Origin of the sequence: Azospirillum formosense, assembly GCF_040500525.1 — a bacterium.
GTDB classification, from domain to species: Bacteria; Pseudomonadota; Alphaproteobacteria; order Azospirillales; family Azospirillaceae; genus Azospirillum; species Azospirillum formosense_A.
The window spans coordinates 762,957-780,713 of record NZ_CP159403.1 but is presented as its reverse complement, the minus strand read 5'-3'; the positions used below and the strand labels follow the sequence as shown (position 1 = coordinate 780,713).

General features: G+C 69.8%; 17 protein-coding genes. 3 read left to right on the top strand and 14 right to left on the bottom strand.

Annotation, left to right across the window (positions count from 1 at the left end; genetic code table 11):
• Positions 1-31: 31 nt before the first annotated feature.
• Both ABVN73_RS16740 and rpoZ read right to left on the bottom strand, forming a co-directional pair.
• Positions 32-2,203: a bifunctional (p)ppGpp synthetase/guanosine-3',5'-bis(diphosphate) 3'-pyrophosphohydrolase gene (locus ABVN73_RS16740; protein WP_353860743.1), complete on the bottom strand. Its 2,172-nt coding sequence runs from the start codon at positions 2,201-2,203 to the stop codon at positions 32-34.
• Positions 2,204-2,308: 105 nt separating this feature from the next.
• Positions 2,309-2,755, bottom strand: a complete 447-nt coding sequence (gene rpoZ / locus ABVN73_RS16735; RefSeq protein WP_094302572.1) for a DNA-directed RNA polymerase subunit omega — start codon at positions 2,753-2,755, stop codon at positions 2,309-2,311.
• 297 nt (positions 2,756-3,052) lie between these two features.
• On the opposite strand from rpoZ, the gene ABVN73_RS16730 reads away from it, so the two are divergent.
• Positions 3,053-3,634, top strand: coding sequence for an NYN domain-containing protein (locus tag ABVN73_RS16730; protein ID WP_353860742.1), 582 nt, complete (start codon positions 3,053-3,055; stop codon positions 3,632-3,634).
• Positions 3,635-3,668: 34 nt separating this feature from the next.
• On the opposite strand, the gene ABVN73_RS16725 is transcribed toward ABVN73_RS16730, so the two are convergent.
• Positions 3,669-4,691, bottom strand: a complete 1,023-nt coding sequence (locus tag ABVN73_RS16725; RefSeq protein ID WP_353860741.1) for an esterase-like activity of phytase family protein — start codon at positions 4,689-4,691, stop codon at positions 3,669-3,671.
• 244 nt (positions 4,692-4,935) lie between these two features.
• On the opposite strand from ABVN73_RS16725, the gene ABVN73_RS16720 reads away from it, so the two are divergent.
• On the top strand, positions 4,936-5,628 hold the full coding sequence (locus ABVN73_RS16720; RefSeq protein ID WP_094302574.1) for a histidine kinase dimerization/phosphoacceptor domain -containing protein: 693 nt from the start codon (positions 4,936-4,938) through the stop codon (positions 5,626-5,628).
• A gap of 21 nt (positions 5,629-5,649) precedes the next feature.
• On the opposite strand, the gene ABVN73_RS16715 is transcribed toward ABVN73_RS16720, so the two are convergent.
• The 10 genes from ABVN73_RS16715 to ABVN73_RS16670 all read right to left on the bottom strand — a co-directional run bounded on the left by ABVN73_RS16715 (position 5,650) and on the right by ABVN73_RS16670 (position 14,977).
• A complete protein-coding gene (locus tag ABVN73_RS16715; RefSeq protein WP_353860740.1) occupies positions 5,650-6,054 on the bottom strand; it encodes a nitrogenase accessory factor in 405 nt (134 codons plus the stop codon).
• A gap of 77 nt (positions 6,055-6,131) precedes the next feature.
• The gene (locus ABVN73_RS16710; protein WP_353860739.1) at positions 6,132-6,665 is read right to left on the bottom strand and encodes a MarR family transcriptional regulator; all 534 of its coding nucleotides are present in this window, start codon (positions 6,663-6,665) and stop codon (positions 6,132-6,134) included.
• Between the two features lie 160 nt (positions 6,666-6,825).
• Positions 6,826-7,698 (bottom strand): DUF2076 domain-containing protein, encoded by an 873-nt coding sequence (locus ABVN73_RS16705; RefSeq protein ID WP_353860738.1) that lies wholly within the window; start codon positions 7,696-7,698, stop codon positions 6,826-6,828.
• A gap of 91 nt (positions 7,699-7,789) precedes the next feature.
• Complete coding sequence (gene lon / locus ABVN73_RS16700; protein ID WP_353860737.1) at positions 7,790-10,207, bottom strand: endopeptidase La; 2,418 nt, start codon at positions 10,205-10,207, stop codon at positions 7,790-7,792.
• Positions 10,208-10,218: 11 nt separating this feature from the next.
• Positions 10,219-10,626, bottom strand: coding sequence for an Hsp20/alpha crystallin family protein (locus ABVN73_RS16695; protein WP_109069403.1), 408 nt, complete (start codon positions 10,624-10,626; stop codon positions 10,219-10,221).
• Positions 10,627-10,658: 32 nt separating this feature from the next.
• The gene (locus tag ABVN73_RS16690; RefSeq protein WP_353860736.1) at positions 10,659-10,850 is read right to left on the bottom strand and encodes a DUF2934 domain-containing protein; all 192 of its coding nucleotides are present in this window, start codon (positions 10,848-10,850) and stop codon (positions 10,659-10,661) included.
• A gap of 169 nt (positions 10,851-11,019) precedes the next feature.
• The gene (locus tag ABVN73_RS16685; RefSeq protein ID WP_353860735.1) at positions 11,020-11,271 is read right to left on the bottom strand and encodes a hypothetical protein; all 252 of its coding nucleotides are present in this window, start codon (positions 11,269-11,271) and stop codon (positions 11,020-11,022) included.
• 91 nt (positions 11,272-11,362) lie between these two features.
• Positions 11,363-12,190, bottom strand: a complete 828-nt coding sequence (locus tag ABVN73_RS16680; RefSeq protein WP_353860734.1) for a universal stress protein — start codon at positions 12,188-12,190, stop codon at positions 11,363-11,365.
• A 147-nt stretch (positions 12,191-12,337) separates the two neighbouring features.
• On the bottom strand, positions 12,338-14,167 hold the full coding sequence (locus tag ABVN73_RS16675) for an autotransporter domain-containing protein (protein WP_353860733.1): 1,830 nt from the start codon (positions 14,165-14,167) through the stop codon (positions 12,338-12,340).
• 219 nt (positions 14,168-14,386) lie between these two features.
• Positions 14,387-14,977, bottom strand: coding sequence for a cytochrome b (locus tag ABVN73_RS16670; RefSeq protein ID WP_353860732.1), 591 nt, complete (start codon positions 14,975-14,977; stop codon positions 14,387-14,389).
• A 181-nt stretch (positions 14,978-15,158) separates the two neighbouring features.
• Here ABVN73_RS16670 and ABVN73_RS16665 point away from each other — a divergent pair, with 181 nt between their 5' ends.
• Positions 15,159-15,719 (top strand): helix-turn-helix transcriptional regulator, encoded by a 561-nt coding sequence (locus ABVN73_RS16665; RefSeq protein ID WP_353860731.1) that lies wholly within the window; start codon positions 15,159-15,161, stop codon positions 15,717-15,719.
• A 25-nt stretch (positions 15,720-15,744) separates the two neighbouring features.
• On the opposite strand, the gene ABVN73_RS16660 is transcribed toward ABVN73_RS16665, so the two are convergent.
• Positions 15,745-17,718, bottom strand: a complete 1,974-nt coding sequence (locus ABVN73_RS16660) for a SpoIIE family protein phosphatase (RefSeq protein ID WP_353860730.1) — start codon at positions 17,716-17,718, stop codon at positions 15,745-15,747.
• Positions 17,719-17,757 lie beyond the last annotated feature (39 nt).

Below are 17,757 nucleotides of genomic sequence, written 5' to 3'. Positions count from 1 at the left end.
GCCTCCGATAGGCGCGGCCGGGCGGGTGCCCTCACCGCCCGCGGGCCCGCTCCACCGCGTTGATGGCGGGGGTGGCGCGCAGCGCCGCCATGATGTTGGTCAGATGCTTGGCGTCCTTCACGTCGATGTCGATCAGCAGCTCGAAGAAGTCGGTGTTTCGGCTGGTGATCTTCAGGTTCGTGATGTTGCCGCCGTTCTTGCCGATGACCGTGGACAGCGTGCCGAGAGAGCCCGGCTCGTTGTTGACCACCAGCGAGATGCGCCCGACATGCTCCTCGGGGCTGTCCGGCCCGATGTCCCAGGCGACGTCGATCCAGCGCTCCGGCGACTCGTGGAAGCTTTCCAGCGTCTCGCAGTCGATGGTGTGGATGGTCACGCCCTTGCCGGTGGTCACGATGCCGACGATGCGGTCGCCCGGCAGTGGGTGGCAGCAGCGTGCGTAATGGACCGCCATGCCGGGGATCAGTCCGCGGATCGGCAGCGGCGCGTTGTGGCCCTTCACCTTCGGCTTGGGCTTCGGCACCGTGATGGCGTTCTTGTCGTCGCCTTCCTTCGGCGTCGCCACATGCGGCTTGTGGCCGGGGAAAACGGCGTGGAAGACCTCGCGGCCCGAATGCAGACCCGACCCGACGCTGGCCAGCAGGTCGTCGGCGCTCGGCTGCTGGAAGATCTTGATGACGCCTTCCAGCGCCTTTTCCGAGAACTCGTAGCCTTCCGACTTGAACTGGCGCTGCAGGATGGCGCGGCCCAGCTCGATGTACTGGGTGCGCTGCTGGGTGCGCAGGAACTTGCGGATGCGCGCCCGCGCCTTGCCGGTGACGACGAAGCGTTCCCAGCCCGGAACCGGGGTCTGGGCCTTGGACGTGATGATGTCGACCTGATCGCCGTTCTGCAGCTGCGTGCGCAGCGGCAGCATCCGCCCGTTGATCTTGGCACCGACGCAGTGGTCGCCGACCTCCGAGTGGACGGCGTAGGCGAAGTCCACCGGGGTCGCCCCGCGCGGCAGCGCGATCAGATCGCCCTTCGGCGTGAAGCAGAAGACCTGGTCCTGGAACAGCTCCAGTTTGGTGTGCTCCAGGAACTCCTCGGGCTTCTGGGCGTGCTCCAGGATGTCGAGAAGCTCGCGCAGCCAGCGGTACTCGCGCCCCTGCTGGGTGCGTTGTTCGCCCTGCTTGTAGGCCCAGTGGGCGGCGACGCCGAGTTCGCAGATCTCGTGCATGTCGCTGGTGCGGATCTGCACCTCGATCCGGTTGCGCTCCGGACCGATCACCCCGGTGTGGAGCGAGCGGTAGCCGTTGGGCTTGGGCGTGGAGATGTAGTCCTTGAAGCGGCCGGGAACGACCGGGTAATGGGCGTGGATGACGCCCAGCGCCTGGTAGCATTCCGGCACCGTGTCCACCATGATCCGGAAGGCCATGATGTCCGACAGCTGCTCGAAGCTGACGTTCTTGCGCTGCAGCTTGCGCCAGATCGAATAGGCGGTCTTCTCGCGCCCGGTGACCCCGGCGTTGGGCAGCCCCTCCTCCGCCAGCGTGCCGCGGAGTTCCTGGATGATCCGCTGGACGCGGTTCTCGCCCTCGGTGCGCAGGCGGGAGAGCTGGGCCAGGATGCTGTCGCGGGCGTCGGGGTTCAGCTCCGCGAAGGAGAGATCCTCCAGCTCGTCCTTGACCTGGTGCATGCCGATGCGCTCGGCGAGCGGCGCGTAGATCTCGATCGTTTCGCGCGCGATGCGCTTGCGCTTGTCCGGATTCTTCAGGTGGAACAGCGTGCGCATGTTGTGCAGGCGGTCGGCGAGCTTCACCAGGAGGACACGGATGTCCTCCGACATGGCCAGCACCAGCTTACGGAAATTCTCGGCCTGCTTGGCCTGCTCGCTGTGCAGTTCCAGGCGCGACAGCTTGGTCACGCCGTCGACCAGACGGGCGATCTCCTTGCCGAAGTGCTTTTCGATGTCCTCCAGCGTGGCGACCGTGTCTTCGACCGTGTCGTGCAGCAGCGCCGTCGCGATGGTCCCGGCGTCCAGCTTGAGCTGGGTGAGGATGCCGGCGACCTCCAACGGGTGGAGGAAATAGGGATCGCCCGAGGCGCGGGTCTGGGAGCCGTGCGCCTTCATGGAGAAGACGTAGGCGCGGTTGAGCAGCTCCTCGTCCGCCGAGGGGTCGTACGCCTTGACGCGTTCGACAAGCTCATATTGCCGGATCATGCCACCCGACCCGGCGCAGCGTGCGCCATGAAGTTTCGCAAATGATTGGTTGGTCGACGGAATGGGGGGCCGTCGGCCCCCAATACCGGTCGCTGTCGGTCAGCGTCAGAGATCCCCGTCCGCATCGCGGCCGACGACGTCGTCCTCGGTCATGCCGAAGGCCGCCGCCGGATCGCTCTCCATGTCGGACAGCAGGTCGTCGCCTTCGCCGACCTCCTCCGCCTCGCTCATCCCGTCCTCGTCCTCCAGCGACGTGTCGCCGCGGGCGGCCCAGTCGTGCTCGCCGGCCATCAGCTCGACGATCTCCTCCTCGGGCTCGTCCGGCTCGACGTGCTTCTGGTGGCCCTTGATCAGGGCGTTCTTCAGATGCTCCAGCATCACCGTCTCATCGGCGATCTCGCGCAGGGCAACGACCGGGTTCTTGTCGTTGTCGCGGTCGATCGACAGCGGGGCGCCGGACGCGATCTCACGCGCGCGCTGGGCCGCCATCATGACCAGCTCAAACCGGTTCGGAACCTTGAGGACGCAATCTTCGACGGTAACGCGGGCCATACCAAACCAACTCCGGGATCTGCGAAGGGAACCGAATATATTGATGCGTTCGCGCCTGCGCAAGCGCTTCGAGCCTCGTCGGGTCCACCCGCCGTACCCCGCCCGCAGGGGCTCCATGCCCGCGCGCCCCCTTGCTCGTGCGTAGACGACCCCCTACGTTACTTATCTGGTGAATCGCAATTTCGCGTATGCCCGACATATAATACAATCCATCGTGGAAGGATTACGGAATTGGACCGCAATACGACTTTGCCGAAAGATGTTACCAAGCTCTTTTACAAGGAAGAGCGTCTGGCGATGTTCATCGACGGCGCTAATTTGTACGCGGCTGCCCGGTCCCTGGGCTTTGATATCGACTATAAGCGCCTGCGCGACGGCTTCGCCTCGGAAGGGCGACTGGTGCGTGCCTTCTATTACACGGCCCTGGTGGAGGATCAGGAATATTCGCCGATCCGGCCGTTGGTCGATTGGCTGGATTACAACGGCTACACCATGGTGACCAAGCCGACCAAGGAGTTCACCGACGCCTCGGGCCGCCGCAAGATCAAGGGCAACATGGACATAGAGCTGGCCATCGACGTCATGGAGATGGCCGAGCGCGTCGATCACATCCTGCTGTTCTCCGGCGACGGCGATTTCCGCCGGCTGGTCGAGGCGGTGCAGCGCAAGGGCGTGCGGGTCAGCGTCATCAGCACCGTGCGCTCCCAGCCGCCGATGGTCGCCGACGAGCTGCGCCGTCAGGCCGACAACTTCATCGAGCTTCAGGACCTCGCCCCGAGCATCGCCCGCGTCCATCACCACCGCGAGCCGATGGGAGGGCCAGCCGCTCCGGGCGCTCCGGAGATGCCCGGCCAGGGCGGCCCCTACGCCAATTTCTGATCCGTGCCGTTCGCCGCGGGGCGCGCTTGTCCGGTCAGCGCCCCGCCACGCTGGGCTTGAGGGCGTTGGCCGGAAGCTGGAACATCATTATGTAGGTCCGCTGGAGCGGGCTCCGGTTGTCGTCGGAAACGACGTAGACCAGCAAGTCGCCGTCCGGCCCGGGCCGCACCGACAGCCCCTCGAAATTGTCGGTCGGCAGAGGCGGCTCCAAACGCGCCAGCTCCACCCCATCCATCGTCGCGCCGCCGCGCAGCGACTCCGCCGGCACATGGACGATGCGCGCCGCCCATCCGCCCAGCAGGGACACCCGCCGTTCCAGCACCAGAACCCCGCCGTCCGGCAGGGCCGCCGCCGCCGTGGGGCGGAAGCGCGGCGCCGCGCGGTAGGTCAGCGGTTCCCAGTCCCCGCGCCGTTTCAGGTCGGGAGGAGCAATCCAGGCGTGGCGCTCCCGGACGCCGTTGTCGTCCCCTTCCTCAATGGCCAGGATGCGGCCGTCCGCCAGCACCGCCAAAGCCTCCACCCCGCCGTTCGACGGGGCCGTGTCCAGGCCCGGAGGGGTCGGAAGCTTGCGCGGCGTTCCCTCGGGCCGGGTGGCGCCCTCGTAACGGAGGATGCGGTGGTTGCGCTCGAACGGCACAAGCCAGCCACCGTCCGGCAGGCGGGCGAGGTCCTCCGAATCATTGAGCCGGCCGCGGTAGTCCGGGTTCTTATCGAGGACCAGCGGGCGGACATCATACGATCCGGCGCCGGCCAGACGCCCCTGGGCGTCGTAGGACAGCCGACCGGTGACGCTCTTGCCGAGGTCGGAGATGGCAACGAACCGGTCGCCCGAGTCGCTGACCCACAGACCGGACAAGCCCCCGACCCCCGCCCCGCCGGGCAGACGGAGGCCACCGCGAAAGCGCAGGGCGCCGACCTCCGACAGAGTGGGGCGGTCCGGGTCCAACGCGACAGGAACAGACGACTCGAGCGGTCCGCCGTTGCCGGCCACCGCGGCGCATCCGCCGGCCACCGCCAGCAGGGCGCAGAAAGGAATCACCAGGGTTCTCAAACGCATGGCGGCACTCATGCCACGATGGGGCGGCCAGGGGAACGCATTTTCCGGCTTGCCCCGCCTGCCCGCGATTCCGACCCTTTGTCCGCCGGCCTCATAAGCCCTGCCCCTCCGTCCAAACGTGGACGAACGAATTGGATATGCGCTGAGGGTTACTTCCTCAGAACCAATTCGGGAGTGGGTTCAAGCGCATAAATTGTTCTGTACCTAAGTAAAACATTGCCCCGCCTCAGCCGAGAATTGCGTGATGCCCAATCCCCTCCGGTCCCAGCCGGTCGCCCTGCCTGCTGATCGCCCCGCCACCGGTTCGGGAGCGCCGGAGGACCCAATCGCGGAACGCATCCGCGAATTGGAGGCCGAACTGCGCGAGCTTCAGCACCGGGCCAAGAACAGCCTTCAGCTCGTCATCAGCCTGCTGAAGCTCCAGACGGGCCGCATCCGCGACCCCGACGCCCGCGCCGCCTACGAGCAGACTCTGGTGCGCATCGAAGCGCTGGCCATCCTCTACCGCCAGCTCCACGAGTCGGGCACCGGCACCCATGTGAATTTGGGCCGCTACATCGAATCGCTCGCCGACGCGGTGAAGCACGGGACGCCCGGCGGCCTCGCCAACGTGCCGATCGAGGTGAAGAGCGATCCCATCCAGATCGGCCTTTACGAGGCCATGCCGCTGGGCCTGATCACCGCGGAGCTGATCACCAACAGCCTGCACCACGCCTATCCCGAACAGGGCTGGATCCGCGTGTCGGTGACTCAGGAGCAGAACGGCCGCGCCCGCCTGATCGTCGAGGACAACGGGCGCGCCCTGCCCGCCGGCTTCGACACGACGGCGGAGGACGGGCTGATGCTGGCCGAGGCGCTGGCCGCCCAGCTCGGTGACACGCTCAACACCGAAAGCGACGCCGCCGGCACGACCGCCAGCGTGTCCTTTCCCGTCTGACGGCGGCGGCGGCTCGATGATCTAGGCCGGCGTCCCGTGGCATTCCTGCGGGGCGCCCCCGGGGCCGTGGTCGTGATGCTCGTGGGGGTGCTGGGGCGGCGGCGCCGTCTTGACGGTCCCCGCGAACCAGTCGCGGATCGCCTGCACCGGATCGCTCTCCAGCGTGGTCACCGGTTCGATGCCGCGGCGCTTCATGTGGTTGATGAACCCCTCGCCGGAGGAGCCGGTGATGACCACCCGCACCGCGTCGATGGGGTGTGGGCGCCCGTCACCGGCAAGGTGGAGAACCTCGTTCTCGGCCAGCTCGATCCGCTCGACCTCGACAGGGTCGCCGCCCGCCTCCGCCTCGAAGACCAGGAAGCGGCGGATGCGGCCGCCATGGGTGGCGATGCTGCGGTAATCCTGCGTGCCGACGGCGAACCTCATCCCACACCCCCGTAAAGCCCAGCGGCCTTACCGTGGCACGGCGCACCGCCGCGCGCACTGAGGGAGGTCAATGCGCGTCAGAGGATTTCCGTTTCGTCGGAGCGGATGACATCCGTCCATTTGCGCTCCAGACGGCGCAGCGTGCGGTAGGTGACTTCGAAGTCCTGGCTGTCGCCATCGGTGCGGATCAGCCCGTCGGAATGGACCGACGCCATGTGGCGCAGCCGCTCGCACAGTTCCAGCCCCCGCGCCGACAGCTTCAGCCGGGCGGCACGCTTGTCGCGCGGCGAGGCGGAGCGGTCCACATAACCGCTGTCCACCAGCTGTTTCAGGTTGTAGGAGGCGTTTGACCCGAGGTAGTAGCCGCGCTCGATCAGGTCCCGCACGCTGATCTCGCCGTTGGAGATGTTCAGCAGCATCATCACCTGCACCGGGCTGATGTCGTCGATGCCGATGCGGGACAGCTCGATTCGCAGAACGTCGAGGAACCGGCGGTGCATCCGTTCGATGATCCGCGCCACCTCGTGGTACATCTGGGTGGCGGAGGCCTTGCGCTCAGCGTCGGTGCGCTCGGCGTCTTCGGTCGGCTGGGGCTGAACGAGCGTCGTCATGGGCCTCGGGTTCTGCGTGGGGATCGGGAAATGTGGCCTGCCTTGCCCAACGCACCGTAGGGACCCAACTGTTTAATTTATATTAACTGTGATGGCGGCCTGAAGGCGCACCGCGCCGTCCCGAAGGGTTGGTGCGCCTTCCGCCAAGGACTGGATAAGGTCAGATCCAGCTGTCGTCGCCGCCGGAGTCGCCACCACCGTCGTCGAACGAGGAATCGTCGGTCTGGTAATCGACGTTCTGAAGGTTGTTGTCCTCCGGCGGGAAGCCCTGGTCGGAAGCCTGATCCGCGGAGTCGCCGTAGTAATTGTTGATGATCGTCTCGCCATGGCTGGCCGTCTGCCCGGCCGCGGCGGCGGCCTCGCCGAACGGTCCCGGCGAATGGCTGAGCATGGAGGAGATGGCGCTGGCCGCCAGCATGCCGCCGGCCACGCCCGCCGCGGTCTGGGCGGCACCGCTCAGGAACCCGCCGCCGCGCGGCGCATAGCCCTGCGGCCCGAACCCGGGCTGAGGGGCGTAACCGGGCTGGGGCGGATAGGAGGGCTGGCCGTAACCCGGTTGCCCGCCGGCTTGCGGAGCGGCGCCCCACGGGCTGCGCGAGGGGGCCGAGGGGGCCGAGGGGGCCGAGGGGGATTGCATCGGCGATTGCAGCGGGTTGTAGGCCGGCCCCTGGGGCGACGGCGGCATCGGAGCGGGCCGCTGTTCCGCCGGACGGTTGCCCCCGCCGGCCCACGGGCTGCGCCCCAACCCCAGGGCGTTGGACAGGAAGCTGCCGCCGGACGGCTGCGGCTGGGTCTGCTGGGCGCGGGACTGCGCCTCCCTCACCTGCCGCTCCAGATCCTCGATGCGCTGCTGGGCGGCGGTCAGCGCCTGCTGCTGCACCAGGACCGACTGCGCCATGTAATAGGCGGCGGCGGGCTGGCCCTGGATCATCTGCTGAATGAAGCGTTCCGCCTCCGGATCGCGGGGCTGGTTCTCCACCTCGCGCAGGTGCGTGAACAGATCAGAAAGGAGGGTGCGTTCCTCGGGCGTCATGATCGTCTCCTGTGCGCGCTCCGTGCGGGCGCGCCATTCATGTGGCGCACCGCACCCCCGGTGCGCAAGGGTCCCGGACGCGGCGAAGACGCTACCCGGCCTTGCGCTCCACCGCCTCCACGGAGGACTCCGGCACCAGGGCGGCGCGGACGGCGTCGTCCACCCGCTCCAGCCAGACGAAGTTCAGCCGTTCGCGCACCGCCGCGGGAATGTCGTCGAAATCCTTGCGGTTGCGGGCGGGCAGCATGACCGTCTTCAGCCCGGCGCGCTGGGCGGCCACCACCTTCTCGCGGATGCCGCCGACCGGCAGCACCAGACCGCGCAGGCTGATTTCCCCGGTCATCGCCGTGTCGGAACGGATGCAGCGCCCGGACAGCAGCGACACCAGCGCCGTGAAGATCGCCACCCCGGCGGACGGCCCGTCCTTCGGGATGGCGCCCGCCGGGACGTGGATGTGGATGTCGAAGCGGTCCAGCCCCTCCGGGTCGAGGCCGAGGTCCTTCACCCGCGACTTGACGAGGCTGAGGGCGGCCTGCGCGCTCTCCTTCATCACCTCGCCCAGCTGGCCGGTCAGGATCAGCCGCCCCGAGCCGGAAAAGCGGCTGGCCTCGATGAACAGGATATCGCCGCCGACCGGGGTCCAGGCCAAGCCGGTCGCCACGCCTGGCACGCTGGTGCGCATCGCCACGTCGTTCTCGAAGCGCGGCGGCCCGAGGATCGCCGTCAGGTCCGCCGGCTCGACCCGCATCCGCTCGACCTCGCCCTCGGCGATGCGCACGGCGGCGTAGCGTCCGACCGCGCCGATCAGCCGTTCCAGTTGGCGGTTCCCGGCCTCCCGCGTGTGGTCCCGGATGATCGCCCGCAGCGTGTCGTCGGGGATCTCCAGCTGGTCGGCCGTCAGCCCATTGGCGGCGAGCTGGCGGGCCAGCAGGTAGCGCTTGGCGATCTCCAGCTTCTCGTCCTCGGTGTAGCCGGACAGCTCGATCACCTCCATGCGGTCGCGCAGCGGGCCGGGGATGGTGTCCAGCATGTTGGCCGTGGCGATGAACATCACCTTCGACAGGTCGAAGGGCACGCCCAGGTAATGGTCGCGGAAGGTGGCGTTCTGCTCCGGGTCCAGCACCTCCAGCAGGGCGGCCGACGGGTCTCCGTGGAAGCCCTGCCCCAGCTTGTCCATCTCGTCCAGCATCAGCACGCAGTCGCGCGTCCCGGCCTTGCGGATGGCCTGGACGATGTTGCCGGGAAGCGCGCCGACATAGGTGCGGCGGTGGCCGCGGATCTCGCTCTCGTCATGGACGCCGCCCAGCGAGACGCGGGCGAAGGCCCGGCCGGTGGCCCGCGCGATGCTCTGGCCGAGCGAGGTCTTGCCCACACCCGGCGGGCCGACGAAGCACAGGATGGGGCTGCGCCCCTCCGGGTTCAGCTTGCGCACCGCCAGGAATTCGAGGATGCGGCGCTTGACCTTCTCCAGACCGTAATGGTCCTCGTCGAGGATGCGGCGGGCCTCGGCGATGTCGATGCGCGATTCCGACCGGCGGTCCCACGGCATCTCGATCAGCCAGTCCAGATAGCTGCGCACCATCGAATATTCCGCCGCCGCCTCCGGCATGCGCTCCAGCCGGCGCAGCTCCTTCTCGGCGTGCTCGCGCACGTCGGGCGGCATGCCGGCCTTGGCGATGGCGTCCTGAAGCTCGCCGATCTCGGCCTGACGGCCCTCGTCGGCCTCCCCCAGCTCCTTCTGGATGGCGCGCAGCTGCTCGCGCAGCAGATATTCGCGCTGCCGCTCGTCCATCGCCTCGCGGGTGCGCTCGCGGAGGTCGCGGGACAGCCGAAGCACCTCGATCCGCCGGGCCAGCAGGCCGCCGACCTTGTCGAGCCGTTCCGGCAGGTCGACGGTCTCCAGCACCTCCTGCTTCTCGGCGGGCTTCAGGTCCATGTAGCTGGCGGTCATGTCGGCCAGCTCGCCTGGGCTTTCGATGGCCTGGACGGCGGCCAGAAGCTCCTGCGGGGCCTGGGGCAGCAGTTGCAGCGCCTCCACCGCCTCGTTGCGCAGGTTCAGGAAGCGGGCCATGACCTCCGGCGTGGCGGCGTCGCTCTCCTCGATCATCTCCACGCGGGCGGCCATGAAGGGATGGCCCGGCACCCACTCGACGATGCGGAAGCGCTGCTGCCCCTGGCACACCAGATGGTGCGAGCCGTCGGGCGTGGTGACGTAGCGCAGGATGCTGGCGGTCGTCCCGACGCGGTGCATGTCGGCGCCGGTCGGCTCCTCCACCGCCTCGTCGCGCTGGAGCAGGATGCCGACCGGCCGCTCGGTGCGGGCCGCCTCCTGCGCCGCGGCGACCGAGCGCGCCCGACCGACCGTCACCGGCAGCACCACCCCCGGAAACTGCACGAGGTTGCGGACCGGGATAACCGGGATCACATCCTCCGGCAGCCCGGAGGCGGGCGCCGGGGCGGGTGGCGTCTCGGGGGTCGGGGTGGCGTCGGCAGCGTGCTCGTCAGTCATTCGAACGTCCTTCATCCCATCTTGTCGAGCGTCAGCACGAGGCAGCCCGCCGACAGCTCGCGCCGTCCCATGCGGAAGGCCCCTGCGGGCAGCTCGATCCGCCGCTCGAAGCGGCCATGGGGAATCTCAAGCCGGTGGATGATCCCGTCGCAGCCCAGCGGCAAAGTCCGCTCGCCGGCGACCACCAGAACGCCGTCCTCGACGGCGACGTGGAGCTGGTCCGCGCCGACGCCTGGAAGGGCGACGACGATGGTCACCGCGTCCTCCGTCTCGTAGACGTCGATGGGCGGGGTCCAGCAGGCGCGGCGCGGGCCGGGCGGGGCCGGGCGGAAGAACTGGCGGTGCAGCCGCTCGGCGCGGTCCAGCAGCTCGACGGCCTCCGACCACATGAAGGAAGCGGGGTCACGGCGGGGCGGCATGGCGTCTCCTTGGGGAAAGGGTGTGATGGACGTCAGATGCCGGCGCCGGTATCCGCGGAGGCTTGGGCAAGGTCGCGCGGTTCGGCACCTTTCTCCTTCGCCCGCTCGTCCTCCTCCTGGAGTTCACGGCAAGCGCGCTCCCAGTGCTCGGCGCGGCGGCCTTCGGGGCGCCCCTCCTGCTCCCAGATCGCGTAGGCACGGTGGCGGATGCGGTGTTCGTCCATCGCGGCGTTCCCCTCCTTCCCGCCCCGGCCGCAGGCATGGCCTGTCCGGCCGCAAGAACCGGGGCTCCTTCGTCCCATCAGCAACGGTGGGGAGTCGCAGGCGTTCCGCCGACCATGCGGACATCAGACGGAAGAAAGGGCCGACGGCCCCTTTCGCGTTCTGGATTTTCTAGGGTCGGTCCGGCCCGTCCATGGGGTCGGGGCGGCCCGCCGCCTCGTCGTGGCCGCTGCGGTTGCTGAGGAAGACCAGGGCCATCAGCCCGATGGCGACGGCGCTGGTCAGCACGGCGCCGCCGACCAGGGCGAGCAGGCCCGGCAGGCTGAGGCCGAACAGGTCGAAGCCCGTCGCCGCCCAGGCGGCGAACAGCGCCGCCAGGACGAGGACGGGACAGGCGATCAGGAAGACGCGGAGCCAGGACATGCACGCTCTCCAGCCGGTGCCGGGAAGCCTCTACATGGCTGCCCGGCCCGGCGGAGGAAAGCCCACCGCCGCTTTCCCCGGCCGGATGCCCTCAGTGCGACAGCAGCAGCGGAACCGGGCAGGTGCGCAGGACGTGGCGCGTCCCGCCGCCGCGGTGCAGGAAGGGGAAGCCGTAATGGCCGTGCGCGCCCATCACCAGCAGGTCGGCACCGGAGTCGATGCTGCGGGCGAGAAGCGCGTCCATCGCGCCGATGTCGGTCACCGTGAAGTGGGTCTGCTCGGCCGTCACGCCGTGCAGCGCCAGATGGTCGAGCAGGCCGATGCGCTGCGGCTCCGACCCGGCGGGCGGGGCGGCCTGGGTCAGCACGGTGATGACCGTGACCTCGTCGGCGGCCTGGAGGAAGGGCATGGCGTCGGACAGGGCACGGGCGGCCTCGCGCTCGGCGTTCCAGGCGACGGCGACGCGCTTGCCGATCACCGGGAAGGTGCCGGCGAAGGGCAGCACCAGCACCGGGCGGCCCGAGTTCAGCACCACCTGCTCGTTCAGCTCCTCCGGCGCCACGCCGTCGGCGGGGGCGCTGCGGTCGAACTGGCCGAGCACCGTCAGGTCGGCGAAGCGCGACCAGATGATGACCTCGCGGATGACGTGGTTGTGCTCGCCGTGGGTCAGGCCGTGCCATTGCCCCTGCAGGCCCGACGCCTGCAGCTTGTCGCGGAACATCGCCTCGCTGCGGGCGGCGGCCTGCTCCAGATGGTCGCTGGAGCGGCGGGCGATGACGCTGGTGGCGCTGCGGTCCGGCTGGGCGAACAGGCCGCGCAGGAAGGCGCCGCTGGATTTGGCCAGCGCGATGGCCGCGTCGAGGCGGGTCTCCACCTGCGGGCCGGAATCGAGATGCACGAGGATGTGCTTGTAGGCCATGAAACTCCTCCCGTTGTTCTTGTTCGGGCCGTTGCTCTTGCTCGGACGGGCGCGCCTGATGGCGACGCACCGGCTCCGATTGTTCCTTCTGCGGCGCTGCAACGCCAGAAGGAAAAAGCGGCCCGGGAGGATGGAGGGGGCGATTCCTCAGAAGCTCATTCGCAAGCGGGCGGTGAAGGCGTGGTTGTGGCCCTCCGCCCCCGACAGTTCGCCGCGGTAGCCGACCGTGGCGCCGACCGCCTGCCAGAGCTGGGCCGACAGGCCGGCGCCGATCACCAGGGAGTCGCGGCCGTCGCCGCTGGGGCTCACGCTGTTGGCGGCCCCGCCGGGCAGGCGGACGGTGACGGTGCGCGCGTCCTCGGCGAACTGGTGCTCCCAGGCGATGCCCAGGCTGGGCTGGAGCAAAGTCCGTCCGATCTCCACGACCGTCGAGGCTTCGGCGCCCACGCTGCTCTCCAGGGATTCGACGCTCTGCCGCTCGACGCCGAGCGACAGCAGGCCGGCGCCGCTCTCCTGATAGCCGTCGATGCGCGTGTTGATGTAGCGCAGGCCCAGCCGCGGCCCCAGCGCCACCGGCCCGAGCTGCGCCGTGTAGCCCCCGGCGACCGACAGGGCGTAGGTCCGCCCGTCCGTCTCCGCCGAGGCGTTGGGGAACGGCGCGAAGCCGGTGGTCCGGTCGATGTCGCCGTAGCGGTCGAAGGAGACGCTGCCCGCGACGGCCAGTTGGAAACCCCGCGCCTCGGTCACCGCGTGCAGGCCGATGACGGTGCTGGTCATGTCCAGAGTGCCCGCCCCCTCGTCCAGTCTCGCGCGGCCGCGCGACCCGCCGACCGACAGGCCGACGCGCGAGGCCGGGCCGACCGGCAGTTCGGCGCCGACACCGCCCGACTGGGTGTTGAAGCGGAAACCCTGGCGCTCCGCCGTGCCGCCGAGGCGGCCCCAGGCGGCGTCGCCGATCAGGAAGGCTCTCAGCTCACCGTTGCCCAGCGGCGCCTCCACCCGCGTCGAGGCGGGGCCGGCGATGGAGCCGAGCAGCGCGCGGTGCCAGCTCCGCGCCGCCTCGAAGGCCAGCTCCGGCTGCATCGCCACGGTTTCGGCAGCGTCGTTCAGGGCGAGCAGAGCGCCCTGCATGTATTGCGCGATCAGCAGATGGGCGGCGCGGGTCGGGTGTATCTCGTCCCAATAGACGGTCTGGTCGGCCTGCGCCTCGGTCCCGCAGGCGCCGGTCGGCGCGTTGTCCGACAGGCAGGGCGTCACCGCGTTGGTGAAACCGTAGGCCGTGGGGTTGGCCGCCACCGCGCGGTACAGGGCGTTGACGTCGGCCACCACGACGGTGACGCCCAGCCGCTTCTCCACGTCGGCCATCGCCTGGGAGAGCAGCGCATTGTGCGAGGCGGTGGCCGCGTTCAGCAGGGCGGCGCGGTCGGAATTGCGGGTGTCGGGGATCGTGCCGAGGTCGGGCAGGTTCGGCACCAGGAAGGTCTTCCCGCCGAGCGCCGCCAGACGCTCCACCGTGGTGACGATGTTGCCGACCGTCTGGGTCACGAGGCCCGACGGGTCCGACCCGGCGGAGACGCGGTTGAAATAGTCGTTGCCGCCCGCCCACACCGCGAAGAGCCCGCCGCCGGTGCCGCCCGGCCGGCTGAGCAGGAACTGCCCGACCTGTCCCTGGATGCCGGGAACGCCGGTCTGCGACAGGGTCCCGGTCTCGGCGCCGCCATAGGCGAAGTTGGTCTTCTGGTCGGGCTGGCTGCCGATCAGCGGGGCCAGCCGCTCGACCCAGACGGGGCCGTTGGAGAAGCGCCCGTCGTAATAGGGCGGGCTCTGCGGAATGGCGCCGCGCGTCAGCTCATAGACGCGGCCGGTGTCGGACAGGCTGTCGCCGAAGACGAACACCCGGTCGAACGGCACCGCCCCGGCGGGTGCCGACGCCAGCAACGCGGCTCCCGCCGCCATACGAATCGCTTTGCCCGTCACCGCGCCACCTCCCCCGCTGGACAGCCGGAAAACAGGTGCGGTGCGTCAAAGCGGGGGGCGGTACCGCCATTGCGCCGGGAAGAGAAGCCGCTTGGGCGGGTTCATCAGACCATGGGGGACCCGAGCGTGGGTCTTTCCATGGAGGAGGCAGGACCTCGCCACTCGGCGGGCGGCGCCCACCGGCACCCCGGTACCGGCGCCGCCCGCCCTTTTCTCATCTCAGCGGTTTCCCCAGGGCAGCATGCGGCTCAGCGTCCCGTCCTTCAGGACATAGTGGTGGATCAGGGCGGCGCCGGCATGCAGGCCGGCTAGCACGATGATGGCGGTGCCGAGAAGCTCGTGCAGCTTTTCCAGGGTGTCGCCGAAGCCATGGTTCTCCGCCACCAGCGTCGGCAGGGCGAACAGGCCGAAAAAGGCGACGGGGTGGCCGTGGGCCTGGGTCATCGCCACACCGGCCAGCGGCACGGCGATCATCAGGGCGTAAAGAGCAAAATGCCCGGCCTTGGCCGCCAGCAGGAGCAGCGGCGCGGTGTCGGCGGGCATCGGCGGCGGCGGGCTGACGGCGCGCCAGACCATGCGCAGCGCCACGAGCGCCAGCACGAGAACGCCGAGCGAGCGATGGACATCCATCAGGGCGGTCCGCTCCGGCCCACGGGGCACCAGCCCGCGCCCCTGTGCGATGGCGAAGGCCACGAGGATCAGCAGGGCGACGCTCCAATGGAGGAACAGCATCATCCCGTCGTAGCGTGTCTTGACGGGGCGGGTCTTGACGGGCGGGCGGGCGGCCGCTTCGGAGCAAGCGTTGGACATTGGAAGTCCTCTCATCGGCAGAAACGTGCAAGTCCTGCCGATTCTGTCCGGCGGCGACTGAACCGAAGCTGAACGGCGGAACTCAGGACAGACATGGGGGCGCATGGCGGCTCCGCGTCGTGGTCGCACGGGTGATCCGGCGCTACAGTTGGGCCACCCCCATCAGACGGGAGCGTCCCCGATGAGCACTCACGTCAACCGCAGCCGCCTGACCTCTGAACGCCGCCGCCGCGGTTGGTCGCAAGAGCATCTTGCCGAGGCGAGCGGAATCAGCGTCCGCACTGTTCAGCGTCTGGAACGGAGTGGCGCCGCGACTCCCGCGTCCCTGATGGCGATGGCGGCGGCTCTGGCCCTGCCCTTCGAAGCGCTGGCCGCCAGCACGGGCATGGCCCGGCGCGTCACGCCGCTGACAATCCTGCCAAACATCGCCCCCAGCCTCGCCCGTTACCGGAGTTTGAGGTTCGCGCTCATCGAGACGGAGGACCCCGGCTGCGTGGGGCTTCGGGCAGGGCCGTCGCAGATGATCCTGTGCAGCACCGCCTTCATGGCGGGAGACTTCCAAAGCGGCAGCCTCGCCGCATTGGAGGGATGGACGATCCCTTACATCTGGGTCGAGTCGGTGGACCGGGCGAAAGACGCCTATGCCCGTCTGGCCGAGCTCGTCACCACCCGCGCCGGAACCCGCGAGGCACTGGTGGAGGATGCCGGGGAGTGGGCGATCTTGGCGGAAACGCCCGCTTGAGCACCCTTTTCCCAGGGTTCGAGAATCACGCCGTCGCTTCGGACTCCGGCGCCAGTTCGGACGCCGGCAGCAGGCGGCGGACGGTCAGGCAGACGATGTCGCCGGTCTGCCCGCCCGGTCCGACATGGGCCTCCACCGCGCGCAGCAGCAGTTCGGAGCGGTCGCGCGCCGACAGGCCGCGGCCCTGGTGCAGGACGGCCGCCAGACGCTCCTCGCCGAACGGCTCGCGCTGGGCGTTCACCGCCCGCAGCACGCCCTCGGTGCACAGGAACAGCGTGTCCTCCTGCTCCAGCCGGGTCACTGCCTCGCCGTAGGGGATGCCCTTGCGCACGCCCAGCGCCGGGCCGCCAGCGTCGGCCAGGGTCAGAACGCTGCCGTCCGCCCGGATGCGGCAGGGCGCGCGGTTGCCGGCGCTGGAATGGCTGAGCGTCCCGGTCTCGCGGTCGTAGAGGGCGACGAAGGCGGTGGCGAAGCCGTCGAAGGGGCTCTGCCCGCACAGCCGGTCGTTGGCCGCCGCCAGGATGGCGGCCGGGGACATGCCCGACCGGGCCGCCGCCTCGCGGACCGCGCCGCGCACCAGCAGCATCAGGAAGGCCGCCGGCACACCCCAGCCGGAGACCCCGGCCACCACCAGCAGGCAATGGCGCTCGTCCAGCTCGATCACGTCGTAGAAGTCGCCGCTGACCGCCGGGCCGGGGACCAGCAGGCCGAAGAACTGGCTGTCGCGCCCGGCGGGAAGCTGCTGCGGCAGCAGGTTCGCCTGGACGTCGCGGGCGGCGCGCTGCTCCTCCTCGATCAGGTTCTCGGCGGCGGCCAGCTTCTCGGTGCGGGTTTCCAGCTCCGCCGTGCGCATCAGGAGCTGGGCGTCCAGCGTCTCCTCGCGGTAGGACGCCTCCAGCGCCATGCTGCGGAAGACTCGGGCGAGGCGGCCCATCTCGTCGTTGCGCTCCATCGCCTCGTTCAGGGTGAAGGGGTTGAAGCGCCCGGCCTCCACCGCGGCGACCGCCTCGCCCAGCCGCTCGATCGGGGCCATCTGGCTGCGCGCGAAGCGGACGGCGCCGTAGACGCCCGCCGCCAGGACGAGCAGGCCGACCAGCACGCCGATCTTCACATGGCGGCCGACCACCGAGGACAGGTCCTCCGCCGGGAGGCGGACCACCGCGATCCCCGCCCCCTGTCCGGCCACCGCTGGCACCGGAGCGAAGGCGGTCAGGCGGTCGCCCTCGCGCAGAAGGCCGGTTTCGCCGGCCGCCGCCGCGGCCTTCGCCGCCTCCACCGCCCGCTCCGACAGCGGCCCGGCGCTGGGCCCGGTGGCGTGCGCGGCGAGCCGGCCGTCACGCTCCAGCAGCCAAGCGCCCTCGACCGTGCCGCCGGCCAGAAGCGAGGCCAACACCCCGTCCACACCGGCCTTGCGGGCGATGTCGCCCAGCCGGCGCACGTCGGCGCCGACCTGGACGATGCGCGGCTTGTCGACGCCGGCCACGCCGGCGAACTTCATCAGCTTGCCGCCTTCGGTGGCGGCGTCGGTCACCACCTTTTCCGGCGCGCGGTTCAGCAGGCCGTAATAGGGCGCCTGGCGCGGCTGCGCCCGGGAGTCGGGGCCGAAGGTGATGTCGGGACCCGGAATGTTGTGCAGATAGGCGCGGCCCCGGTTGTCGGTGACCCAGATCTCGTCCGGCCCGCCGCCGTCGGCGACGGCCTTCAGCCGGTCGGTCACCGCCTTGACCGGCGCCTTTCCCGCCTCCATCACCGCCACGAGGTGGGCGGCGAGCGTCGCCTCCGACAGCAGCCGGTCGCCGAGCAGAGCCTCGACGTCGCGCGGGACCTCGCGCGCCAGGGTGGCGCCGCGGGCCAGCAGGGTCGCCGCGCTGCGGCCGTCCGCTTCCACCCGCGACTGGATCGCCGAATGGGTCGTCCAGGCCAGCAGAATCGTGACCAGCGCCACCGCCAGCGTCACCAGCCCGGAAATCAGGAGGACCAAACGCCCTTGAAAGGTCATGGAGGGGACCCGCCTTTTGTAGCCAACCGACCGCCGCGG